This is a genomic window from Glaesserella australis, from assembly GCF_003260095.1.
Lineage (GTDB): Bacteria > Pseudomonadota > Gammaproteobacteria > Enterobacterales > Pasteurellaceae > Glaesserella > Glaesserella australis.
The window spans coordinates 71,430-92,295 of the sequence record NZ_PTPX01000009.1 but is presented as its reverse complement, the minus strand read 5'-3'; the positions used below and the strand labels follow the sequence as shown (position 1 = coordinate 92,295).

The following is a 20,866-nucleotide window of genomic DNA, read 5'->3' as shown; positions in this document are numbered from 1 at the left end:
CACTCAAAATACAGGCACAAAATGTTTACATTCATTTTGTTTTTTATTAAACTTAAACAAAATGTATAAATCATAAGGTAAACATGACGAGCTTAACTGAGATTATCAACTCATTTGGTAGTGTATTAAAAGCTGCCGAATATTTAAATGTAAGTCATTCTGCTGTTCACCGATGGTTAAAAGCAGAGGCTCTCCCCAGAACTGAATGGACAGGTGAAACGAATTATGCCGAACGGTTATCGCAGGCACTTGGTGGGAAATTATCAAAAGAGGAAATCCTTAAAATCGCCCACCCTCGTAATAATCAAACAGCCAATCCAGCTGGGCGAGGTAAGCGTACTAAATAGGATTTAATCACTTACCGTTAGCTATCGTAACAAACAAATTCTTAGAACAACACCATAAAAAAAGAGGGATTTTTATGACGATGAAGCAAATCATTATGTCGATGATAGAGAAGTGTCATGGAGGTAAAACAGCGGTTGCCGCATTTCTTGGGATGTCAGAGCAGTCTTTTAATAATCGACTTTATCAGACTAAAGGGCAGAAATTCAGTGATGAAGAGCTGATTGCCATTGAAACAGAATATGGCGTAAGTGATTGGTCTGACGAAGTCAATCGTAGATTAGGAAAGGTTAGTTTTATCCAACCAAATAAAAATGAACTTGATACTGTCGAGATTTCTCGGCTTCAAATGCAAGATCAGGCAGCTAATGGGTCACTGTATATCAAGTTAGACGAGTTCGTTAGAGATGGGCATTTAACACAAAACGAGCAAGAAGTATTAAGGCAGCTTTTGTACAAGGCTCAGCAAACGAAAGCAGCACTTTTTGAAAGCGTTATTGTGCTTTATTCCAAATAAAAACCCACGCTGGAACGTGGGTATATCAAAGGGAGATAATGTTTATGAAAACAGAGTTATTATCTACTAATCAGAGAGAAAATGCAACCCTAACGATGAGTAGTCGGGAGATTGCTTTATTAATCAATAAAAATCACGCTGATCTGTGCCGCTCAATCGAAAGATTAAGTGCAAAAGGGATTATTAAGGGGTATCAGCCGATGGCGTACACCCACCCACAGAACGGACAAACATACTATGAATACCATTTAGAGAAAAGAGATTGTTTAGTTGTGGTTGCTCAAAATTGTCCAGAGTTTACAGCTGCGATTGTCGATCGCTGGCAAGAATTAGAGCAAAAGCAAGTGCAACAACTCCCTAGCTATTCAGAAGCATTACGCCAACTCGCCGATAAAATCGAAGAGAGCGAGCAGAAATCTCTTCAAATTGCCTCAATTGAAAGTTATTTCCGCAATGGCATTTCTCCCTTTGAGTTTGTAAAAGGCTTAAATGGTGTGAACTCACTGAAAATCGGTGCGTTTTTAGTGGATAAAAACTGGCTCTATCAAGATGGTAATCATAAGCGGGTGAAGTCGTATGCTCGTGATCAGTATTTGACGGAAGAAACGACGGAGATTTCTCAACACGGCAAAGATCCGTTTGTGGCATATAAACCTATTTTACTCAAGAAGGGGGCGGCAAAGCTCTATGAGTGGTACACAAAGCGAGAATTACCGATGAAAGCAAATTGGAATGGCGTATTTACTCAAGATAAGGTGGTGGGATTATGAGTTTTAGCCAAAAATTACGCCAATTGGGGCAACCTATTGCGTACTATCCGCAATTAGCAAAACCGTTAGGCGGTGTGACAGCTGCAATTTTATTTGGACAATTATTCTTTTGGCAGGATAAGACCTCAAACTCATTAGGCGTATATAAAACACAAGCTGAGCTTGAGCAAGAAACGGGATTAAGTCGCCGTGAGCAAGAAACAGCACGCAAAAAATTAGTTGAGTTAGGTATCTTAGTTGAAACTCACAAACGTCTAGAACACCGTATTTATTTTAAGCTGGATTTAGTTAAATTTGATGCATTAATGGACGACATTCGGGAAGAAACAAAACCGCCATTACCCAATGTCACTAATGAGCATTCCCCAATGGCGGAAAGCGACATTCGGGAAGAAACAAAACCGCCATTCGTTAATACAGAGAATACTACAGAGAATACTAACAATAATACTTCCCTGACGGGAAGTATAAACGCGTGTGAGAAAAAATCTGAAACGTTGATTTTGCTTGAGCAGTTTGGGATTACCGAACAACTGGCAAAAGATTTCATCGTACACCGCAAAGCCAAAAAATCTCCGATCACTGAAACTGCGTTGAAAGGTTTTCAGCGTGAGGCGGACAAAGCCAAAATTCCTATTCAACAAGCCATTGCAATTTCAATTGAGCGTGGTTGGCGTGGGTTCAATGCTGGTTGGGATTGGCAAGATGGCGGAGTTTCTGCAAAAAATCCACAAAATCCATCCGCTCGTAATACTTCCAAGCCGTTTATCCCTGATGACGAAGGCAACTGGGCGGAAGGTATGTCTATCACGCTAAGGGGAAGTTAATGCAAAACGTGGCATCAATGAACTTGAAAAGCCTTGTCGGGCAAGAGCCAAATTACCAAGTGCCAGCAAAGACAACGGCAATTCCAGACGGTGCGATTAGAGCCGTTAATCAATTATTCATTCAGCTTCGGGCGATTTTTCCTGCGTGGAAAAATTCATTCCCTGATGCAGACAGTTACCGTGAAGCAAAACGGATTTGGCTTGAAACGTTGGTGAACGAAAAAATTACGACGATTGAGCAACTGCAAAACGGGATTGAGCGAGCGAAAAAATCTAAAAATCCATTCTGGCCAAGCGTAGGCGAGTTTGTGGAGTGGTGCAAAGCGGTGGACTACGAAACGTTAGGTTTGCCTGATGAGGATAAACTTTACAAGCGGTTACAAGCGTTTATGGCATTTGGTATGGAAGAAATCCAGCAGTTTAAGTTTGTTTCTACGGCGGAGTATTACTTGATTACCGATTTATATGTGCGTTGTCGGACTGGTGAATGGAGCGATAAGCAACTCAAAGATGAGATTCAAAAATCTCTCGTCAAGATGAGCAAGCGGTTAAAAACAGGGGAGGTTTTACCAGAACCCAAACTGGCGTTACCTGAAGAAGTGAAGGTAATTGATCGTGAAAAAGTTAGCGCTTTCTGGAGTGGTTTGTTGAAACAGGTTAGGGGGAGAAGATGAGTTTTGACAAAAATACATGGCAGACACCGAAATATGTTTTTAATTGGTTATATAACCTATTTTGCTGGTTTCATTTGGATGGTTGTGCTAATGCAAGAAATACACTGTGTCACCGTTGGATCGGCAAAGATAGCGAAATTTGCGAGGATTTGTCACTCGTTCAGTCAGTTTGGATTTTATTAAATCCTGTGGAAATAACTAAATGGCATTACTTCTCACACCTTATTTTCAAACGGAGCTTGGTTTGGTGTTTTATCGCATACCGCCAACGGTGAGCGTGTCAGATTTTGGTGAACGAACAGTATTGCAACCAGCTCCAGAGACATTGCGTACCGTAAAATCGGGGAAAATTGCAAATTTTGAGCATAATCCAACCGCTTGTAAGCAATTAAAAGCCTTTGCTAAATCGCTTAAGGTGAGAGCGAGCGTTAATAAAAATGCATTTGGTACTTATGGCGATTTACCTTATGTCAAATTTGTTAAAAGCATTAAAACGTGCCAATGCCGTGATGGTGAGTATTGTCATCCTGAAAAAACCTTGGCGGAAGTAGAGAGTGGTTCTGCGTTAGTTTGTTGGCATCATGACAAATTATGGATAGAAGGGAAAATTGACGCATCTACGATATCAGCTTTGGCGGAGCAAAATTGGTGTGATTTTATCGCCATGTGTATTCGTAACGATTTGAGAAAATCACAATATGCCAGTATTGAATTTGCAGATTTGGTTTTTTGGGCAACGCTCAAAGGATTATTAGGTGAATTAAATCAGGATGAATTACGTCAGTTTTTAGGTTTGCCTGTGCAGGTAGATTTAGGCAAAGAGAGTACGATTGGGTTCGAAGTTGCCTCGCCAATGTCAACACTACAAAACAGCATTAAGCCTCTATTGGCTCTTAAGGTCGATCCCGAACCACTATCAAGCTTTCTCGCAAGACCTAAATTAAAACGTTTTGAGTGCCGTAAGTGGTTGCAGTTTGTGAAATCTCAGCCTTGTGTTTGTTGTGGCCAACGTGCTGACGATCCACATCACATTATCGGGTATAACGGCAAAATGGGTGGTAAAGAGCATGATTTATTTACGATTCCACTTTGTCGTAGTCACCATAACGAATTACATGCGAGTGTAGAACGATTTGAACAGCAGTACGGTTCGCAGATTACGTTACTGTATAAATTTTTAGATAGAGCAATTGGTATGGGTGCATTAGTAATTGATGGATAAATTATGGGCGTATATGTATTGAAATGCCCTTGTTGTGGGGCAGATATGAAAGATTGGCGGAACTATGCAGAAAAAGACGAAGTAGACCGCATCAAACCGTTTGAGTGTACAGGGTTTCGTTGTGGTAAACGGTGGGCTGAAAATGAGTTAGAGCCAAAACTCAAAGGGAGCGAATAAGTATGGTTACGTTAGAGCTACCTTATCCGCCAACGGTGAATCACTATTGGAAGCATACTCGCAATGGGATTCATTATGTGACCCCAAAAGGCAAAGCATTTCAACAAGCGGTGATTTGGCAAACAAAACATGCAAAAAAATTCAAAGGGAGAGTAGAGCTCAAAATTGATATTTACCCACCAGATAACCGTAAACGTGACATTGATAATATTTTCAAAGCATTGTTAGACGGTTTAACCAAGTCTGGTGTAATTGCTGATGATAGCTTGGTGTATAAATTAGTGGCGGAAAAACTCGCCCCAGTACAAGACGGCAAAGTCGTGGTGATGATTAAGGAGATTGAACATGGTCATTAATATTCATTCGGTGTTGATTATTTGGGGACAAATGGCGAGAGAGAAGGGGTGTAAAGGTTATCCAACCATGGAAAGTTTTTGTCGAGAAAGCAAATATCAGGGAACGTCATCTATCAGATTGTCGGACGATACTTTTTTTGCAATCGATAAATTATTTATTGCCTTGTACGATCATGACATCACGCAATTTCAGATTTTGCGTAATAAATACATTAAAGTTCAGGATGATGTAGAGAGTTACAAATCATTAAATTTAAATCGTAGAACTTATTTTACTTATCTTGCTTACGCTAAAGCATTTGTGACTGGCGGTATTATAGGTAGAGATATTCAGGTTTGGGTATGACATAAATAAGCCACCGTTCTACGGTGGTTTTTTTTGTAAAAATATGTCAAATTTGTGAGATGCATCACGGATTTATAATCAAAAATTGTATAGATTTAGTGCGTTTTTTTAAGGGAGATCTTACAATGAAAAAATTATTACTTATCTTAACATCTCTATTAATTGTTGGTTGTGCGGGTGGTCCTAAAGCAACAGTTGAAGATGACGCTAAAGCTAAACAATTTGTTGTCCCAACGGATAATACAGCAAATTTATACGTTTACCGCAATGAAAATTTTGGCGGGGCTATTAATATGGATATTTTGATTGATAATCATCGTGTAGCTACAACAGGACCCAAAACTTATATTATGAAAAATTTACCTGCAGGTGAGCATAAAGTTGAAGGTATTGCAGCGGAAGGTACAAGTATCCTTACAGTCAATTTATTACCAAATACAATCAAATTCGTATGGCAAGAAGTTAAAATGGGCGTATTTGCTGCAAGAAATAAACTTCAAGAAGTGTCAGCAGAAGTTGGTAAAAAAGGAGTTCAAGAAAGTAAGCTATTGTTGCATGAAAAATAATTATGAGTTTCTAACTTAGTGGACTTTATTTTAGTGGTAAGCTTTTCCCAGATGTCTAGAGATAAAAAGTAGTTGCAAGTGCGCACTAAAGTTGATACATTTCAGCTATGCTTGCAACTCGTACAAGCGAGAGAAAGCGAAATAATTTTGTAACCCTGAGCAGAAATGCTTGGGGTTTTTTGTTTGGGGGAAGGGATGGAAATTACATTAGGCGATAAAATTAAAATCAATGGCGAAGAAGTGCCAGAGTATTTGCTCAAGGCACTTCGAGATAATATCAATGTTTTATACCCGCAAAATCCAGTTGAGTGCAATGGTAAAATTATCACCTCTAGTATAGAGGTGAATAAATTCAACGTCTCACAAAACCATATTCCGCAGAGTGCTTGACACAAGGGTACAGTAATTCAACAATTTTATGTGTTAGTTCTTCATTGCGAGCATTCATGAAAGCGTGAACTAATTCTTCTAAATATGCCCCTACTTGAGATTCATAAGAAAGAGTAGATGATTCCACTACATTAAGGTAGATGAAATTTCTTATGTGAAGATGTAGTGCTGGTTGTGGGATGTAGTATGAAAAAGGTATTCCATCAATGTCAACTTGCATTTGTCTCGAACCAAAAATTAAAACTACCTTTTTGTTAATGTGGCAGTGAGAGTTTATAATATCTACAGCTGTTATAAACGCCTTAATTGCTGTTTGATATTGTTCATTATCTTCAAACTCCATTGATTCTATTTCAAAAAATGATCTTATAGGATATGGAATAGAATTAATAATTGTATTATGGTCAATCATTTTAAACCTCTGCTAGTTTATTTGTTGGGGAACAATATTCTAGCAGATTTTTTAACCAAGCTCAGTCTTTACGGACTGGGCTTTTTTATTGCCTGATATGAGGGCTAAGGTATGAAAAATGCTATGAGAGATGCAGGAATGCAGAGCTATGCATGGAATGGGCTTACAGGTTGGTTAGCATGGTTAGGCGAACAACAAAATTTAATGTTCATTAGTTTGGCTCTAGGGATTATTACAGCGCTAGTTAATATGTACTCAAAATGCCGAGAAGGGAAAATAAAAAAACGCCAAGAAGAAAGGGCTGAAGAAAAGCATAAAGCAGAGATGCGCCACCTTGAAGAAATGCATCAGATACGTAAACAACAACTCTCAAGAGGATTAAGAGATGAGCCGAATAAAAACACTAGGTAAATTTGGCGGTGGGGTTTGTTTTGTCAGTGCCATTATTGCGGTGTTAAATACAGATTTTCACGGTCAATTTCGTACAAGTCAGCAAGGGCTTGAGATTATCGGCGATGCAGAAGGTTGTAAACGTGAGCCTTATTTGTGTCCTGCAAATGTGCTTACTGTTGGTATTGGTTCAACGGAAGCGTCAAGCGGTAAGATTGAAAGAAAAGTTTACACAGACAAAGAGATTGCTGAGCGTTGGTTGGTCGATATTAAAAATGCGGAAAAATGTGTGAACCGTTACGCAAACGGTGGTGATATTCCGCAGTCGGTGTTTGATGTTGCTACTTCGCTGACGTTTAATGTTGGGTGTGGTGCAACGAGTAAATCCACTTTCTTCCGCAAAATCCGTAGTGGCGATTATGTAGGTGCGTGTAATGAATTGCCTAAGTGGGTTTACGCGGGTGGCAAGAAATTGCGCGGTTTAGAAATCCGTCGTGAGAAAGAGCGTACATTATGTTTAGCAGGTTTAACCAACTAATTTATGGCGTTTGTGCCATTGTGATTTTGGGCTTGTGTGCGTGGTCGTGGGGTCAGTCACAGAGGATAAGTGCATTAACAGCCGAGAACCAGACGCAAGCCCAAACCATTGAGCAACAGCAAGAAGCAAACAATAAGCTGACAATGCAACTGCAACAAGAGCGACAAGCGGTTGAATATCAGCAAAACGTTGCAAATAAACTACGAAAGCAGGTGGAGCAGAGTAATGAACAGATTAAATCTATTTTACAGAAAGAGCCGTGTGGCGTTACTGCTTTGCCTCGCCCTGTTGTCGATGAGCTTAAGCAGTTGCACAGCAAGGACAAAGATTGAGTATTTATATCCACCGCAAGCCTTTTTAGTGCAGTGTGAGCGGTCAGAGTTTAGTGGCACAACCTATGGCGATGCTATCGAGTATCTTGTCAAAGTGATGGGAGAGCGTGACTTGTGTGCGGGTCAGATTGATAGCATTAGAGAGTGGCAAGCACGAACTAAGCAAGGGTTTAAATAGCTGATTAACGTTTGTGTCACGATAGAGAGCGGTCAGATGATCGCTCTTTTTTTAATAATTTAGTAAGGGTAATTATGCCACCACGTATCGCAAAAGCCTGTCGCAAACAAGGTTGCCCACATATTACGACAGATCGTAGTGGATATTGTGAGCAACATCGTGGTTGCGGTTGGCAACGACATCAGAAAGGTAGAACAGCAACGCAACGTGGTTACGGTGCTGAATGGCGTAAGCTAAGAGGCTTTGTGCTCGAACGAGACAGTTATCTCTGCCAAAGCTGTTTAAGCAAAGGCTTATATGTGACAGCAACAACGGTCGATCATATTGTGGCAAAAGCTCACGGTGGAACAGATTCATTATCCAATTTACAAAGTTTATGTGATGCATGTCACAAAAATAAAACTGCTCGAGAGAGATTGAGATGACGTTCTATCAAGGTGGGGGGGGTAAATCTCTACCACCTTTTGCCCCAAAAACCGCCCCCGGAACTCAATTTTTACAACCGCAAAATTAAAATTTTAGGGTAAATGCCAAATGACAGGAAAAGCCACTACGCCAGGGCGAGGTAGAAAACCCACCCCGACGAAAGTGAAAGAACGTCGAGGCAACCCTGGTAAACGCAAGCTGAATGAAAACGAACCCCAATTCAGCGAATTTAACGAACACAGCCCACCACCACCCCAACTCAATGAAGATGGCAAGCGAATGTGGGCTTTTTTATTGAAAGAATTACTTCCGCAAGGCGTACTATTCCAAACGGATCTTGAAACCGTTGCCAACTACTGCCTTGCCTACCAAAACCGCAACATTGCCTGTAAGGACATTGATAAGTATGGCACTTTTGTTGAGAACGGTAATGGCGGATTATCAAAAAATCCAGCCTTTACCGTGTTTAATGAAGCTGTTCGCCAAATGTCCACGTTCGGATCACTACTCGGCTTAGACCCAAGTAGTCGCCAACGGCTTATCGGTAAAGCAGATGAAGCACACAACAACCCATTCGCAGAGCTATTACAATGATGAATAACGTAGAAAAAGCTAACAAATACGCCCAAGATGTCGTATCTGGCAAAATTGCCGCTTGCCGTTACATCAAAAAAGCCTGCCAACGCCATTTAGACGACTTGGAAAAACAGCAAGATCTTGCGTTCCCCTACCATTTCGACAATGAAAAAGCGGAAAAGGCGTGTAAGTTTATCCAATACTTACCTCACACCAAGGGCGAATGGGCAATGCGGCGACAAAGTATCACCCTTGAAGCGTGGCAATTATTCATTATTGCTAATGCCTTTGGCTGGTTGCGAAAATCCAACAACTTACGTAAATATCGCCAAGTTTATACCGAAATTCCACGCAAAAACGGCAAGTCAGCGATTTCCGCAGGCGTAGGGCTATATATGTTCTGTATGGATAACGAATTTGGTGCAGAAATCTATTCAGGGGCAACCACAGAAAAGCAAGCGTGGGAAGTTTTCCGACCTGCTCGGCTAATGTGTAAAAACACCGACTTACTTCGCCAAACATTTGGCATTGAAGTAAACGCATCAAACCTGAACCGACCAGCCGATGGTTCACGCTTTGAACCCTTAATCGGCACACCAGGCGATGGGCAATCCCCAAGCTGTGCGATAGTCGATGAATATCACGAACACAAAGATGATGAACTTTATACAACTATGCTCACAGGTATGGGGGCAAGAAAACAACCGCTAATGTGGATCATCACCACTGCAGGTTACAACATCGAAGGGCCGTGCTACGACAAACGTCGAGAAGTGATTGATATGCTCAATGGTACAACCCCGAATGATGAATTGTTTGGAATGATTTACACCATTGATGAAGATGACGACTGGACTGATCCAGTCATCTTACGCAAAGCCAACCCCAATTTTGATATTTCTGTTTATGGTGATTACCTTGAAAGCCAACAAAAACAGGCGATCAATAACCCACGCTTTACCAACAAATTCAAAACCAAACACCTAAATGTTTGGGTATCGGCAAAAGAGAGTTTCTTCAATATGGTGAGTTGGGAAAATTGTCGTGATGACAGCCTAACCCTTGATGATTTTGCTGGCGAAGATGTGGTACTCGGCTTAGATATGGCTCGCAAGCTCGATATGAATAGCCTAGTGCCAGTATTTACCCGAATAATAGACGGCAAACGCCACTATTACTGTATTGCCCCAAAATTTTTCGTGCCAGAAGATACCATTTTCAGCACAGACACAGCGCTTAAACGAGTGGTGGATAAATATCAAAAATGGGTAGTAAGCGGACATCTTACTGCAACAGACGGTGCAGAAGTCGATTACCGAGAGATCTTGGAAAGCATCAAAGATACCAACAAAGAGCATAAAGTCGTTGCTTGCCCGATTGACCCACACGGTGCAATCGCTATCAGCCACGACTTAGCGGACGAAGGCTTAAATCCGATAACCATTACCCAAAACTACACCAACTTATCTGACCCAATGAAAGAACTTGAAGCTGCTATCGAAGCGGGCAGATTTCATCACGACGGCAATCCGATTATGACGTGGTGTATCGGGAATGTGGTCGGTAAATATACAGCAGGGAATGATGATATTGTCCGCCCCGTCAAAGAAATTCCCGAAAACAAAATTGACGGAGCAGTTGGCTTAATGATGGCAATCGGGCGGCTAATGCTCAATGATGATGACGGCTATATGCCTGATGAAATTCTAACGTTGTAATTGCAAAAATCACCCAATATTTGACCGCTTGTAACGGAAATCCTATGAAAAACTTTCTCACTGATCTTGTCGGTATTGCTGGCACAGCAATGCTTTGCTATGGCGTTTATCTGCAGTTTGGCTTACCGATTGCCTTAATGGTTGGCGGTGGGCTACTGTTGCTTTATGCCTTATTTTCCGCACGGAGTAAACGATGATTTTCGACCAACTTTTCGAGCCACGCTCGCTAGAAAATCCGCAAATACCACTCTCGGCAGAAAATGCCGTTGATGAACTCTTTGGTGGAGGTATCGGGAGAACGGTTAGCCCTGATCTTGCGATGAAATCGGCAGCGGTTTACGCCTGTGTCAATGTATTAGCAAGCTCACTGGCTCAATTACCGCTACACGTTTTACGCAAAGAGAAAGACAAAATTGAAGGGGCTAGAGATCACCCACTGTTCTACCTACTGCACGACAGCCCGAATTTCTGGCAAACGTCCTACAAAATGCGGGAATATAACCAAAGTGCGGTATTACTCTATGGCAATGCCTACTTACATATTGAACGCAATAAAAAAGGCGAAGTGACTAGCCTTGAAACTCGTGAGCCTTGGCTTGTACAACTGCTCAAAAATGGTAATCGCTATGTCTATGGCTATTACAATGAAGATGAAACTTTAGCCATCAACCCTGATGAGATGATCCACATTAAAGCATTGGGAACATCACTTAAACAGGGAAAATCAGTGATTCAGCAACACGCTGAAACCATTGGTTTAGGGCTAGATGCACGAGATTTTGCCAAAGGCTTTTTCAATGGGAATGCTCGCCCCTCTGGTATTGTCACAATGAAACAGCAAGTGAATGCCAGTGCGTGGGATAACTTCAAAAAAATGTGGGAAAAGGCACAGTTAGAGTTACGCAAAAAAGAGAACAAAACCATTCTCTTACCAGCAGACTTAGACTACAAGGCACTGACAATTTCGCCAGTGGATACCGAATTACTCTCAATGATGAAGCTCAACCGCTCAGAGATTGCAGGGATTTTCAATGTGCCAGCGCATATGATCAACGACTTAGAAAAAGCCACCTTTTCTAACATTTCCGAGCAAACTATCCAATTTATCCGATACAGTCTAATGCCTTGGATTGTGAATTGGGAGCAAGAGATCAATCGCAAAGTCTTCACACAAGCGGAAAGAAAAGCAGGCTATTTCGTCAAATTTAATCTATCAGGCATTATGCGTGGCACACCAACAGAGCGTGCTGCGTTCTACCATAATGCCATCATAGACGGTTGGATGAGCCGTAACGAAGCCCGAATGTTTGAAGATATGAACCCAGTAGAAGGCTTAGACGAGTTTCTTGTCAGCGTCAATGCCGCACAACAAATCAAAGATAACAACCAACAGGAGCAACCGAATGAGTGATATTGAAAAACGATCTTATCTCGGCGAAGTCCGAGCAGAAAAACGAGAAGATGAACCCACGCATATTATCGGTTATGGCTCGGTATTTAACAGCAAATCAGAAGTCATGTGGGGCTTTCGTGAAATTATTATGCCAGGCGCATTTGATGATTGCCTAAATGATGATGTGCGTGGCTTATTTAACCACGATCCAAACTTCATTTTAGGCAGAAGCACTGCAGGAACATTAAGCCTATCCGTTGATGAAACAGGCTTAAAATACGACATCACCGCCCCTGATACCCCAACCATTCGGGATTTAGTGATTGCCCCATTGCAACGTGGTGACATCACGCAATCGTCGTTTGCATTCCGCATTGCCCGTAATGGCGACGAATGGTATGAAAACGATGATGGCGTGATCATTCGTGAAATCCACAAAATTTCCCGACTGTACGATGTTAGCCCCGTCACCTATCCCGCTTACCAAGAAGCAAGCAGTACCCTTCGCTCACTGGAAGCGTGGAAAGAAGCACGTCATTCAGGTGCAATCAAAAATGCTATCAATCAACGCTCCGCTCGGGAGCGTTTTTTACAGCTGATTTCAGCTTAATTTTGCCTTACAAGCGGTCAGATATTGCCAGTTTTTTGCAAGTCTGACCGTTTTTTTATTCCCACTTCATCAAAAAGGAAACCACTATGAGTTTAAAAGAACTTCAACAAAAACGTACCGCCCTTGCTGGAAATATGCGTAATCTACACGAAACCATTGGTGAAAACGAATGGACGGTCGATCAACGCACCACTTGGGAAAATATGAAAAAGGAACTCGATAATCTCGACACTCAAATTCAGCGTGAAGAAGATTTACGAGCCTTAGACAAAACCTTTGTCGAAGAAACGCCACCACCACAAGATGACAAACGTCAAGCGCAAGAAGAACAAGGCAATGTCTTTGACGAGTTCCTACGTCGTGGTATGGCGGATATGTCGCCTGAACAGCGTAAGATCTTGGCGGAAATGCGTGCTCAATCTGTTGGCACCAATGAACACGGTGGCTACACCGTACCCAAAGAGTTTCAAGCACGCATTGTTGAACAGATGAAAGCCTATGGTGGTATTGCTTCAGTCAGTAAAATTCTTACCACATCAGATGGTCGCAATATCGAATGGATCACTGCAGATAGTACCGCTGAAATTGGTGAGTTGATTGGCGAAAACCAAGCTGCGACCGAAATGGATACCAGTTTTGGTGTGGCAAACTTAGGTGTGAAAAAACTCACGTCTAAAATTATTCGTGTTTCAAACGAATTGTTGCAAGACAGTGCGATTGATATTGAAGGCTACCTTGCTCAACGCATTGCTGAGCGTATCGGCCGTGCAGAAGCGAAGTTCTTAATTCAAGGCACAGGTGTAGGTTCGCCTGCTCAACCAAAAGGCTTAGAAGTGAGTGTAACGGGTACAACCACCGCAGCGGCTGCAGGTAAAGTGGACTGGAAAGACATCAATGCCTTAATTCACTCTATCGACCCTGCCTATCGTGGCGCAGGCAACACTCGTTTAGCCTTTAACGACAACACCTTCCGCCTTTTACAAGAAATGGAAGATGCACAAAAACGCCCAATTTGGTTGCCTGATATTCGTGGTGTTGCCCCAGCCACCATTTTAGGCCACCAATATGTTATCGACCAAGGTATCAAAGATATTGGTACAGGTAATAAATTCATCTACTTAGGCGATTTCAATCGTTTCATCGTCCGCCGAGTATCTTATATGACCTTAAAACGTCTTGTAGAACGCTATGCGGAATTTGATCAGGTTGGTTTCTTAGCCTTCCACCGTTTCGACTGTGTGTTGGAAGATACTTCGGCAATCAAAGCCTTAGTGGGTAAATAGTTTCAGGTGGGGTAATCCCACCTGATTTGTGAGGTGTTATGAAAATTACCCTTGATGAAGTCAAACAACAGTGTCGCATTGAACACGATTTAGAAGATGAACTGCTGACAACTTATCTGAACTCAGCAAAAGCAACCATCGCTAATTTAACCAATCGCACCTTGTTTGAAAAATTACCATCACCACCGCCGACTGATGCTCTAGAAATCAATGATGATCTCAAATTAGCCATTTTAATGCTAACAGCACACTACTACGAAAACAGAAGTGGTTGGAATGAAGCAAATAACTCACCGAATTTTGCAATTCCACCCACCGTAGAAGCCATTGTTCAGCGGTATCGCTTTATTACACTTTAACCGTTCTCTCTTTATCAAAGGGGGATTAAGGGGGATTTTTGAACATCGGCAGACTTCGCCACCGCATTACATTGCAGAAACAACGTAACCGCCCAAGCGATTATGGTGCCACTATTGCCGAATGGCTAGATGTGCATCACGTTTGGGCGGAAGTGAAACCGCTCTCAGGTAGAGAGTATTTTGCAGAAGCGCAAATACAGTCGGAAGTGACCACGCAAATTTGGCTACGTTATTTGCCTAATGTGGATAGCACAATGCGAGTGGTATTTAACGAGCAGATTTACGACATCGTCAGCGTGATCAACTACAAATCACTCAACAAAACGCTGTTATTACAGTGTAAGGACGTGGCAAATGAGCGTGAGCGTTAAAGTTAATGGGCTCAAAGAGCTAGGGAAAAACTTGCAAGCCCTAGATAAAAAGGTACGAAATCGTATCTCAGCCAAAGCAATGCGAGCGGGTGGGCGAATAGTGCGAGATACCGCCAGAGCCAAAGCTCCTGTATTGCAAGAAAGCGTACCGCACCGCCGAAAAGGCACTCTCAAACGTTCCATTGTTGAGCGGACGAAAGTCAGTAAAAACGGCAAAACAACCACATTAATTTCTGTTAAAAACCTCAGTGGTAAGCAAATTGCAAAATTCAAAGGGAAAACAGGCAAAAGCGGAGCAAAAAATCCAAACGATCCGTTTTATTGGCGGTTTGTCGAGTTTGGCACAAGCAAAATGCCCGCCAAACCTTTTTTAAGACCAGCCTTTGAACAAAGTAAACAGCAAGCGGCTAATACCATTATTTCCACCTTACGCACTGAAATTCTCAATGAGGGTAACAAATGATTCAACAAACACTCTATTCGGCCCTGTCGCCGTTGGTGGCAGGGCATTGTTTTTATGAAGTGATCCCCGACAATCATCGGAATTTCCCCGTTATCGTCTATCAATTTCCCAATATATCGCCAAATTCTGCACTAGAAGATGGTGATCTAGACGATTTCACCGTACAAATCGACATATATAGTCCAAATCCTGACGACATTTTTCGCCTACGCAAACCGATTCAGCAAGCGGTCAATTCCGCCTTTGAATTTGCAGAAAGGCAGTCAGATTTTAGTGACTACGAAGCCGATACCAAACTCCATCGGCGAATGTTTTCTTACCAAATTGCTTATGAGGATAACTAACTATGGCAAAAACAACTCCCTTTAAAGGCACAAAATTCCGTATTGGCGTAGGGCGTGAGGGGCAAAAAGCGATTACCGCCATTGCCCTTGCGACTAATGAAATTACCGTTGCCAGCTCAGGCTATCAAAAAGGCGATGCCATTGAAATTACTGGTGCAGGCTCTCTTGATGGTGTTTACCCTGTGCTTTCTGTCAGTGGCGATAAAGTCAAATTCTGCGAAGAAGTGAATTGGGTAGGTAAAGATCTCCCAACCAGCTATGCCAACGTGAAAGCAGCTCGGGTACAGTGGTCTGCCCAATTCTGTGCGATTAAAAATATTGAAAAGTCGGATGATACGCTCACAACAGAAGATGTAACGACGGTATGTTCAGAAGGCACAGAAACCGAACCTGGTGAAATTGAATTTGGTTCTCTCAAACTCAGTTTCTTCTTCGCACCAAGTACCGAAATGCAAAAACGCCTACGCAAACTGTTCTACGACAAAGAAACCTTCCCATACAAATTAGAGTTGCCAAACGACAACGGCACAACCTACGGTCGTGGTTTTATCGAATCAGGCAACGGCTTTAGTGGTGAAGTCAAAGGTAAATTTGACGGCTCGGTATCCATTAAACCTGCAGGGCGTGATTACTTACTCCCAGCCTAATTGCAAAAAATTGGCAAAAACTGACCGCTTGTATTAAGTAACAAGCGGTTTTTTATTTTCAGCTCACCAAAAAGGAAAAAATGATGACACTTCGTGAACAACTTCTCTCAAACAAACCCAAAACCCAACCTATCGACATCAACGGCACAACCTACTATCTGCGTGAGCTTACAGTTGGTGAAACCAATAAACACATTTTTGGACAACGTCAGCACCTGATTAAATTGGCACAAGAGCAGGGCCTTGAACTTGATTTTGAAAACGAAGAAGCATTACAAGGTGCTTTAAAAAATGTATATGACCAACACGCATTAACACGTCAAATCGCAATTCGCCTTTGCGACGAGAATGGAAATAACTTATTTGATCCTGAAAATGACGATGACTTGGCAGAACTGGCAAAATTAGATAAGTCTGTATTTGAAATTGTTACAGAAGCCTTATCGGCGGGTGAACCAAAAAACTCAGCGAGCGAAGAAAGTTCCAGCTAACACTTTCGCTTACATTAGGTAAAACGCTAGAAGAAATAGAGCAAATGCCTGAGCAACACTTTGCTGAATATCAACTTTTTTACCAAGAGCAACCATTCGGCTTGTGGCGCGAAGATTATCGCACCGCCCAAATCGCCCATATTCTTGCAATGATCAACCGAGATCCGAAAGGCGAGCCACCGAAACTGGCGGATTATATGCCATTTTTTAATGAGCAGACGGTGGAAGTAGAAGATGACGGCGTGGCGGATTATTTGGCAAAAAGATAGTGAAAATACTTGAAATCGACATTAATTATCTATATAAAACATATACGTATGGAGGTATAGATATGAAAGAAGAATTCAAATTATTTGCTTGGGGTATTGGGAGTATTGTCAGAATGTTTCTTGCTTTAGCAATAATCATCGGTGGATTGTCAGCTCTAGTTTATATCTTATCTTCTAGAACATTAGTATTAACTATTGCTTCGGTTATGATTTTTATTAGCTTTTGGTTTTTTTACATTGCTTATAAACAGCATCATCAATAGTTATTAAACTTTATACGAAAGCCCGCATATTGCGGGCTTTTTTATTGGGGGAAATATGTCATCTTTGGGTGGTTTAAATATCATTCTGAATCTGGAAACTATCCAATTTCAAAATGGATTAAGCAAGTCTGATCAAGAAACAAAAAAATTTGTAAAGCAATTCGAAGCTAATTTTTCATCGGCACAAAAGAAAGTTCGTGAGTTCTCTGAGCGAACAACACAGTATTTAAACAATATTGAAAATGCAGCTCATAATATCAATAAAACATCGAGTTGGAATTTCAAAATTGATAATTTTGAACGTATTAAAAGTCTAGCGGCCAATTTTGTTGAAATTGCAGATAAAAGTACAGAATTATCAAATAAATTAAAATTAGTGACTGAAAATGAAGTGCAACACGCCAAAGCAATGGCGGATGTGTACGATATTTCGCTAAAAACCGCTCAATCAACGCAAGCGGTATCTGCTATTTATTCTTCATTCTCTCAGAATGCGAAAGAGCTTCGTATCAATCAGCAACAGGTTGCTAGCATTACAGAAACAATTTCCAAAGCGGTTGCAATTTCTGGTGCAAGTACTTCAGAAGCTCAAAATTCCCTGACGCAATTTAGCCAAACGCTCTTAATGGGTAAAATGCGATCGCAAGAATACAACTCTATTATGACTCAAACACCTGCTGTACTACAGGCAATTGCTCGTGGTCTTGGTATTACAATGGGTGAATTGAAGAAGATGTCTGATGACGGTAAACTGACAACAGACAAGATAATTCAAGGGTTAGAAAAATCCAAAACGTCTGTAGATGAACTTTATAGCAAGACGACAACCACCGTAAGTGGGGCAATGCAAAATTTACAGACCGCTACACAAAAATGGGTAGGAGAGTTAGATACTTCGCTTGGAGTATCTGATAAAGCTGTAAAGGTGACAGAATTATTAGCGAGACATCTTGATGATCTAGCTAAAACAGCCGTTGTCGTTGGTGTTGCTTATGGTAGCTGGAAATTGAGTTCGGTTATTCAAGGTCAATATAACAGTATTAAAGCAACTCAAGCAGAGACTACGGCAAAATATGAAAAACTAGCAGCCCTTACTCAGGAAACACAAGCTACCTATCAAACCCAATTAGCCACTTACCAAAGCATACAGTCAAAACAAGCTGATGTTGTCGCGACACAAGCGCAAATTCAGGCGGAGCAAGCTAAGTTACGCATTCTCTCATTGTCTGCTACAAGTTATGCAGAACGTAAAGCTATTCAAGTCGAATTACAAGCATTAGATCGGATTAGTGCGGAACTTACACAAAAGCAAACATTCTTAGATCAGCAACAAGCTGCAGCTAAAAAAGCATTAAGCTTAGCTTATCGAGAAAATGCGTTCGCCCAATCAGCCTTTGCAGCAAGTACTAAAGCGAGTGGTATTGCAATGACAGCATTTAGTGCTATTACGGCAGGCGTAAAAGCTGAAATGAATGCCTTAAAGGTAGCAATGCTTTCAAATCCTATTATGATGGGGCTTACAATTTTAACGACGGCAAGTTCTCTACTCTATATGTTCTCGTCAAGCACTAATGATGCCACAGAAGCATCGTTACGTTATGCAGACTCTATTGAACAGGTACGTGGCAATCTTGAACGAATGACGGCAGCTCAAACTTTTGCTGAACTAATTAAAGTGAAACGCTCCATTGAAGCACAACAAGAAAGTGTTGCTAATTTAAAGGCAGAACAGGACAAGCTAATTCAGCAAATTGAAACGGGAATAAATCGTTCTATGGATGAGATGACAGGCATCTTATTCGAGAGTATTCTCAGTGCAAAAGAGTTAGCTGAGAAAAAAGAAAAACTGATTATAGTTACTGCAGATTTAGAGAACGAACAAAATAAATTAAATCGGACATTGGAATGGCAAAGGGATTTAAAAGCTCATATTCCAATCGCCGAACTCCGAGATCGTTTCGCAGAATTGTTCCCGAATATAGAACAATCGCAAATTAAGGTTGATGGCTTGAATGTATCTGTTGGTAATTTTACTTTTGCGATCCCATCAGCAACAACAGAAGCTTTGAGCTTTGCTGGGGCAATCGGTACTGTAGCGGCTACTGCATTGCAAGCAGCGGTTGCAGTAGCAAATTTTCAACAAGTTAGCACAGGTATTTCGGCTGATGCACAGAAAATTATCGACCGTAATAGTAAACAGTTGAAAATCCAGCAACTAGAAAAATCAGGTAATTTTGCAGAAGCAGCGAAACTTAAAGCAGAATTACAAATTGATAGTGATAAATTTCAAGGTGCAGATTTTGATGCGTTAATGAAGTCCTATACCGAAGGTTTTTTATATCAGTACAATAATAAGCCTAAAGGTGGTGGTAAGCCTAAGAAACCTAAGAAAACCGAAGCGGAGAAAGCAGCAGAGAAAGTCCGTAAACAAGCGGAAAAATCTCGTGAAGATTACCAAAAACAATTTGGTGAGATGTCGTATCGTTTGTCTGAGTTAAAAGCGAATACTAAAGATATTGAGATGTTTGGTCAGGTATCACAATATCAAGAAGTCAAAAAATTGACGGAAGATATTACACTTAATGCGGAAAAATATGCTGGATATGGCTCAGAAGGTATTGCAAAACTCAAAGTTCTTGCTTCTCAGATAGATTCAGAAAACCAAAAAATTGCAATTGCCAAATTAAAATTTGAAAGTAATGAATCTCTAGATGCAATGAAATTAGGTATTGATCTCTTAGGTAAAACTCGTACAGAGCAAGAGTTGATTCAGTTTAATCATCAGCTTGATTTGGAGGTGACAAAACTTCGTCAGGATATGAGTAAAGAAAATATTGCCATTCTTGATCAAGAAATTGCAAAAATTAAAGAGCGACACGCTAATCTTCAAGCAGAAGCAGAAACAGCACGTAGTAGCTGGAAATTAGGTATGCAGCAGGGTTGGAATACTATTCAAGACGACATTACAAATGTGGCAGAAAACACGAAGAACATTACTGTAAATGCCTTTGGTCAGATGTCTGATGCGATGACGGAGCTTGTTACAACAGGTAAAGCTGATTTCCGATCAATGACACAATCTATTCTGAAAGACATTTCTAATATGATCATAAAAATGTTGATTTTTCGAGCTATATCCAGTGCTTTTGGTGGGTGGGCTGGAGGTACAACAACGGTAAATGCTAATGCGGTTCACGGTATGGGGACTTGGGCCACAGGCGGCTACACAGGAGATGGCGGCAAGTTTACCCCTGCAGGTATCGTCCACAAGGGCGAATACGTTATTACCAAAGAAGCCACAAGCCGAATTGGCTTGGATTACCTCAATTATCTCAACTACGGCAAACGTGGTTTTGCAAGCGGTGGTGGCGTGGCTGTGCCGAGAGTACCGAGCATCAACCATCAACCATCAGCTTGCTAGCAATGGTGAAACTCATAATAGTGTGACGGTCACGGTAAATATCGATAAAAACGGTAATGCCGAATCAAGTGTTGAACAGCAAGCTCAACAAGGCAAACAGCTAGGTAATTTAATTCAAGCCAAGGTGCTAGAAGTACTATCCAGAGAAAGACGAGCTGGCGGAATGTTGGCGCATTAGTAACTTTTGCTATC

At 41.3% G+C, this 20,866-nt stretch carries 34 protein-coding genes; 33 read left to right on the top strand and 1 reads right to left on the bottom strand.

Features of this window, described 5'->3' with window-relative positions; translation table 11 throughout:
• Positions 1–83 precede the first annotated feature (83 nt).
• The 12 genes from C5N92_RS04795 to C5N92_RS11165 all read left to right on the top strand — a co-directional run bounded on the left by C5N92_RS04795 (position 84) and on the right by C5N92_RS11165 (position 6,190).
• Positions 84–347 (top strand): Cro/CI family transcriptional regulator, encoded by a 264-nt coding sequence (locus C5N92_RS04795; protein WP_111749722.1) that lies wholly within the window; start codon positions 84–86, stop codon positions 345–347.
• 74 nt (positions 348–421) lie between these two features.
• Positions 422–862, top strand: coding sequence for a YmfL family putative regulatory protein (locus C5N92_RS04790; RefSeq protein WP_111749721.1), 441 nt, complete (start codon positions 422–424; stop codon positions 860–862).
• A 44-nt stretch (positions 863–906) separates the two neighbouring features.
• On the top strand, positions 907–1,632 hold the full coding sequence (locus tag C5N92_RS04785; RefSeq protein WP_111749736.1) for a Rha family transcriptional regulator: 726 nt from the start codon (positions 907–909) through the stop codon (positions 1,630–1,632).
• Entirely contained in the window at positions 1,629–2,459 is an 831-nt protein-coding gene (locus C5N92_RS04780; RefSeq protein WP_111749720.1) for a DNA replication protein, read from the top strand. Before C5N92_RS04785 ends, C5N92_RS04780 begins: the two co-directional genes overlap by 4 nt.
• Positions 2,459–3,133 carry a replication protein P gene (locus C5N92_RS04775; RefSeq protein WP_111749719.1) on the top strand — a complete coding sequence of 225 codons (675 nt, stop codon included), beginning with the start codon at positions 2,459–2,461 and terminating at the stop codon, positions 3,131–3,133. Before C5N92_RS04780 ends, C5N92_RS04775 begins: the two co-directional genes overlap by 1 nt.
• A complete protein-coding gene (locus C5N92_RS04770) occupies positions 3,130–3,408 on the top strand; it encodes a DNA N-6-adenine-methyltransferase (RefSeq protein ID WP_111749718.1) in 279 nt (92 codons plus the stop codon). Before C5N92_RS04775 ends, C5N92_RS04770 begins: the two co-directional genes overlap by 4 nt.
• The gene (locus C5N92_RS04765) at positions 3,336–4,355 is read left to right on the top strand and encodes a DUF968 domain-containing protein (protein WP_111749717.1); all 1,020 of its coding nucleotides are present in this window, start codon (positions 3,336–3,338) and stop codon (positions 4,353–4,355) included. The genes C5N92_RS04770 and C5N92_RS04765 overlap by 73 nt, the downstream gene beginning before the upstream one ends.
• Positions 4,356–4,358: 3 nt before the next feature.
• Positions 4,359–4,532, top strand: a complete 174-nt coding sequence (locus C5N92_RS11245; RefSeq protein ID WP_165827748.1) for a hypothetical protein — start codon at positions 4,359–4,361, stop codon at positions 4,530–4,532.
• Positions 4,533–4,534: 2 nt separating this feature from the next.
• Positions 4,535–4,888 carry a RusA family crossover junction endodeoxyribonuclease gene (locus C5N92_RS04760; RefSeq protein WP_111749716.1) on the top strand — a complete coding sequence of 118 codons (354 nt, stop codon included), beginning with the start codon at positions 4,535–4,537 and terminating at the stop codon, positions 4,886–4,888.
• The gene (locus tag C5N92_RS04755) at positions 4,878–5,234 is read left to right on the top strand and encodes a hypothetical protein (protein ID WP_111749715.1); all 357 of its coding nucleotides are present in this window, start codon (positions 4,878–4,880) and stop codon (positions 5,232–5,234) included. Before C5N92_RS04760 ends, C5N92_RS04755 begins: the two co-directional genes overlap by 11 nt.
• A 125-nt stretch (positions 5,235–5,359) precedes the next feature.
• On the top strand, positions 5,360–5,800 hold the full coding sequence (locus C5N92_RS04750) for a hypothetical protein (protein WP_161494254.1): 441 nt from the start codon (positions 5,360–5,362) through the stop codon (positions 5,798–5,800).
• A 195-nt stretch (positions 5,801–5,995) separates the two neighbouring features.
• Positions 5,996–6,190: a hypothetical protein gene (locus C5N92_RS11165; protein WP_133254056.1), complete on the top strand. Its 195-nt coding sequence runs from the start codon at positions 5,996–5,998 to the stop codon at positions 6,188–6,190.
• Here the strand turns inward: C5N92_RS11165 and C5N92_RS04745 are convergent.
• On the bottom strand, positions 6,153–6,602 hold the full coding sequence (locus C5N92_RS04745) for a hypothetical protein (RefSeq protein WP_111749713.1): 450 nt from the start codon (positions 6,600–6,602) through the stop codon (positions 6,153–6,155). The two genes, C5N92_RS11165 and C5N92_RS04745, sit on opposite strands and share 38 nt — an antisense overlap.
• Positions 6,603–6,713: 111 nt before the next feature.
• Here C5N92_RS04745 and C5N92_RS04740 point away from each other — a divergent pair, with 111 nt between their 5' ends.
• The 21 genes from C5N92_RS04740 (at position 6,714) to C5N92_RS11160 (ending at position 20,852) form a co-directional block, all read left to right on the top strand.
• Positions 6,714–7,013, top strand: a complete 300-nt coding sequence (locus C5N92_RS04740) for a hypothetical protein (protein ID WP_181015871.1) — start codon at positions 6,714–6,716, stop codon at positions 7,011–7,013.
• Positions 6,988–7,530: a lysozyme gene (locus C5N92_RS04735; protein ID WP_111749712.1), complete on the top strand. Its 543-nt coding sequence runs from the start codon at positions 6,988–6,990 to the stop codon at positions 7,528–7,530. Before C5N92_RS04740 ends, C5N92_RS04735 begins: the two co-directional genes overlap by 26 nt.
• A complete protein-coding gene (locus C5N92_RS04730; protein ID WP_111749711.1) occupies positions 7,506–7,862 on the top strand; it encodes a DUF2570 family protein in 357 nt (118 codons plus the stop codon). The genes C5N92_RS04735 and C5N92_RS04730 overlap by 25 nt, the downstream gene beginning before the upstream one ends.
• Positions 7,825–8,040 (top strand): Rz1-like lysis system protein LysC, encoded by a 216-nt coding sequence (gene lysC / locus C5N92_RS04725; protein WP_181015870.1) that lies wholly within the window; start codon positions 7,825–7,827, stop codon positions 8,038–8,040. Before C5N92_RS04730 ends, lysC begins: the two co-directional genes overlap by 38 nt.
• Before the next feature lie 74 nt (positions 8,041–8,114).
• Entirely contained in the window at positions 8,115–8,465 is a 351-nt protein-coding gene (locus tag C5N92_RS04720; RefSeq protein WP_111749710.1) for an HNH endonuclease, read from the top strand.
• 109 nt (positions 8,466–8,574) lie between these two features.
• On the top strand, positions 8,575–9,060 hold the full coding sequence (locus C5N92_RS04715; RefSeq protein ID WP_111749709.1) for a phage terminase small subunit P27 family: 486 nt from the start codon (positions 8,575–8,577) through the stop codon (positions 9,058–9,060).
• On the top strand, positions 9,057–10,760 hold the full coding sequence (locus tag C5N92_RS04710) for a terminase large subunit (RefSeq protein WP_111749708.1): 1,704 nt from the start codon (positions 9,057–9,059) through the stop codon (positions 10,758–10,760). The genes C5N92_RS04715 and C5N92_RS04710 overlap by 4 nt, the downstream gene beginning before the upstream one ends.
• Before the next feature lie 44 nt (positions 10,761–10,804).
• Positions 10,805–10,957, top strand: a complete 153-nt coding sequence (locus C5N92_RS11240; RefSeq protein WP_165827747.1) for a hypothetical protein — start codon at positions 10,805–10,807, stop codon at positions 10,955–10,957.
• Positions 10,954–12,171 carry a phage portal protein gene (locus tag C5N92_RS04705; RefSeq protein WP_111749707.1) on the top strand — a complete coding sequence of 406 codons (1,218 nt, stop codon included), beginning with the start codon at positions 10,954–10,956 and terminating at the stop codon, positions 12,169–12,171. The genes C5N92_RS11240 and C5N92_RS04705 overlap by 4 nt, the downstream gene beginning before the upstream one ends.
• Entirely contained in the window at positions 12,164–12,763 is a 600-nt protein-coding gene (locus tag C5N92_RS04700; RefSeq protein ID WP_111749706.1) for an HK97 family phage prohead protease, read from the top strand. The genes C5N92_RS04705 and C5N92_RS04700 overlap by 8 nt, the downstream gene beginning before the upstream one ends.
• A gap of 86 nt (positions 12,764–12,849) precedes the next feature.
• Positions 12,850–14,046: a phage major capsid protein gene (locus C5N92_RS04695; protein ID WP_111749705.1), complete on the top strand. Its 1,197-nt coding sequence runs from the start codon at positions 12,850–12,852 to the stop codon at positions 14,044–14,046.
• Between the two features lie 38 nt (positions 14,047–14,084).
• On the top strand, positions 14,085–14,405 hold the full coding sequence (locus C5N92_RS04690) for a head-tail connector protein (protein ID WP_111749704.1): 321 nt from the start codon (positions 14,085–14,087) through the stop codon (positions 14,403–14,405).
• 38 nt (positions 14,406–14,443) lie between these two features.
• Positions 14,444–14,776 (top strand): phage head closure protein, encoded by a 333-nt coding sequence (locus C5N92_RS04685; protein WP_111749703.1) that lies wholly within the window; start codon positions 14,444–14,446, stop codon positions 14,774–14,776.
• Positions 14,760–15,239 carry an HK97-gp10 family putative phage morphogenesis protein gene (locus tag C5N92_RS04680; protein ID WP_111749702.1) on the top strand — a complete coding sequence of 160 codons (480 nt, stop codon included), beginning with the start codon at positions 14,760–14,762 and terminating at the stop codon, positions 15,237–15,239. Before C5N92_RS04685 ends, C5N92_RS04680 begins: the two co-directional genes overlap by 17 nt.
• The gene (locus C5N92_RS04675) at positions 15,236–15,583 is read left to right on the top strand and encodes a DUF3168 domain-containing protein (protein ID WP_111749701.1); all 348 of its coding nucleotides are present in this window, start codon (positions 15,236–15,238) and stop codon (positions 15,581–15,583) included. Before C5N92_RS04680 ends, C5N92_RS04675 begins: the two co-directional genes overlap by 4 nt.
• 2 nt (positions 15,584–15,585) lie before the next feature.
• Positions 15,586–16,230 (top strand): phage tail protein, encoded by a 645-nt coding sequence (locus C5N92_RS04670; protein ID WP_111749700.1) that lies wholly within the window; start codon positions 15,586–15,588, stop codon positions 16,228–16,230.
• Between the two features lie 80 nt (positions 16,231–16,310).
• Positions 16,311–16,721 carry a hypothetical protein gene (locus tag C5N92_RS04665; RefSeq protein WP_342767552.1) on the top strand — a complete coding sequence of 137 codons (411 nt, stop codon included), beginning with the start codon at positions 16,311–16,313 and terminating at the stop codon, positions 16,719–16,721.
• 44 nt (positions 16,722–16,765) lie between these two features.
• Positions 16,766–16,990 (top strand): DUF4035 domain-containing protein, encoded by a 225-nt coding sequence (locus C5N92_RS04660; RefSeq protein ID WP_111749698.1) that lies wholly within the window; start codon positions 16,766–16,768, stop codon positions 16,988–16,990.
• A gap of 62 nt (positions 16,991–17,052) precedes the next feature.
• Positions 17,053–17,253, top strand: a complete 201-nt coding sequence (locus C5N92_RS04655; protein ID WP_111749697.1) for a hypothetical protein — start codon at positions 17,053–17,055, stop codon at positions 17,251–17,253.
• Positions 17,254–17,308: 55 nt separating this feature from the next.
• A complete protein-coding gene (locus tag C5N92_RS04650) occupies positions 17,309–20,674 on the top strand; it encodes a phage tail tape measure protein (protein WP_111749696.1) in 3,366 nt (1,121 codons plus the stop codon).
• Positions 20,601–20,852 (top strand): hypothetical protein, encoded by a 252-nt coding sequence (locus C5N92_RS11160; RefSeq protein ID WP_161494255.1) that lies wholly within the window; start codon positions 20,601–20,603, stop codon positions 20,850–20,852. Before C5N92_RS04650 ends, C5N92_RS11160 begins: the two co-directional genes overlap by 74 nt.
• Positions 20,853–20,866 lie beyond the last annotated feature (14 nt).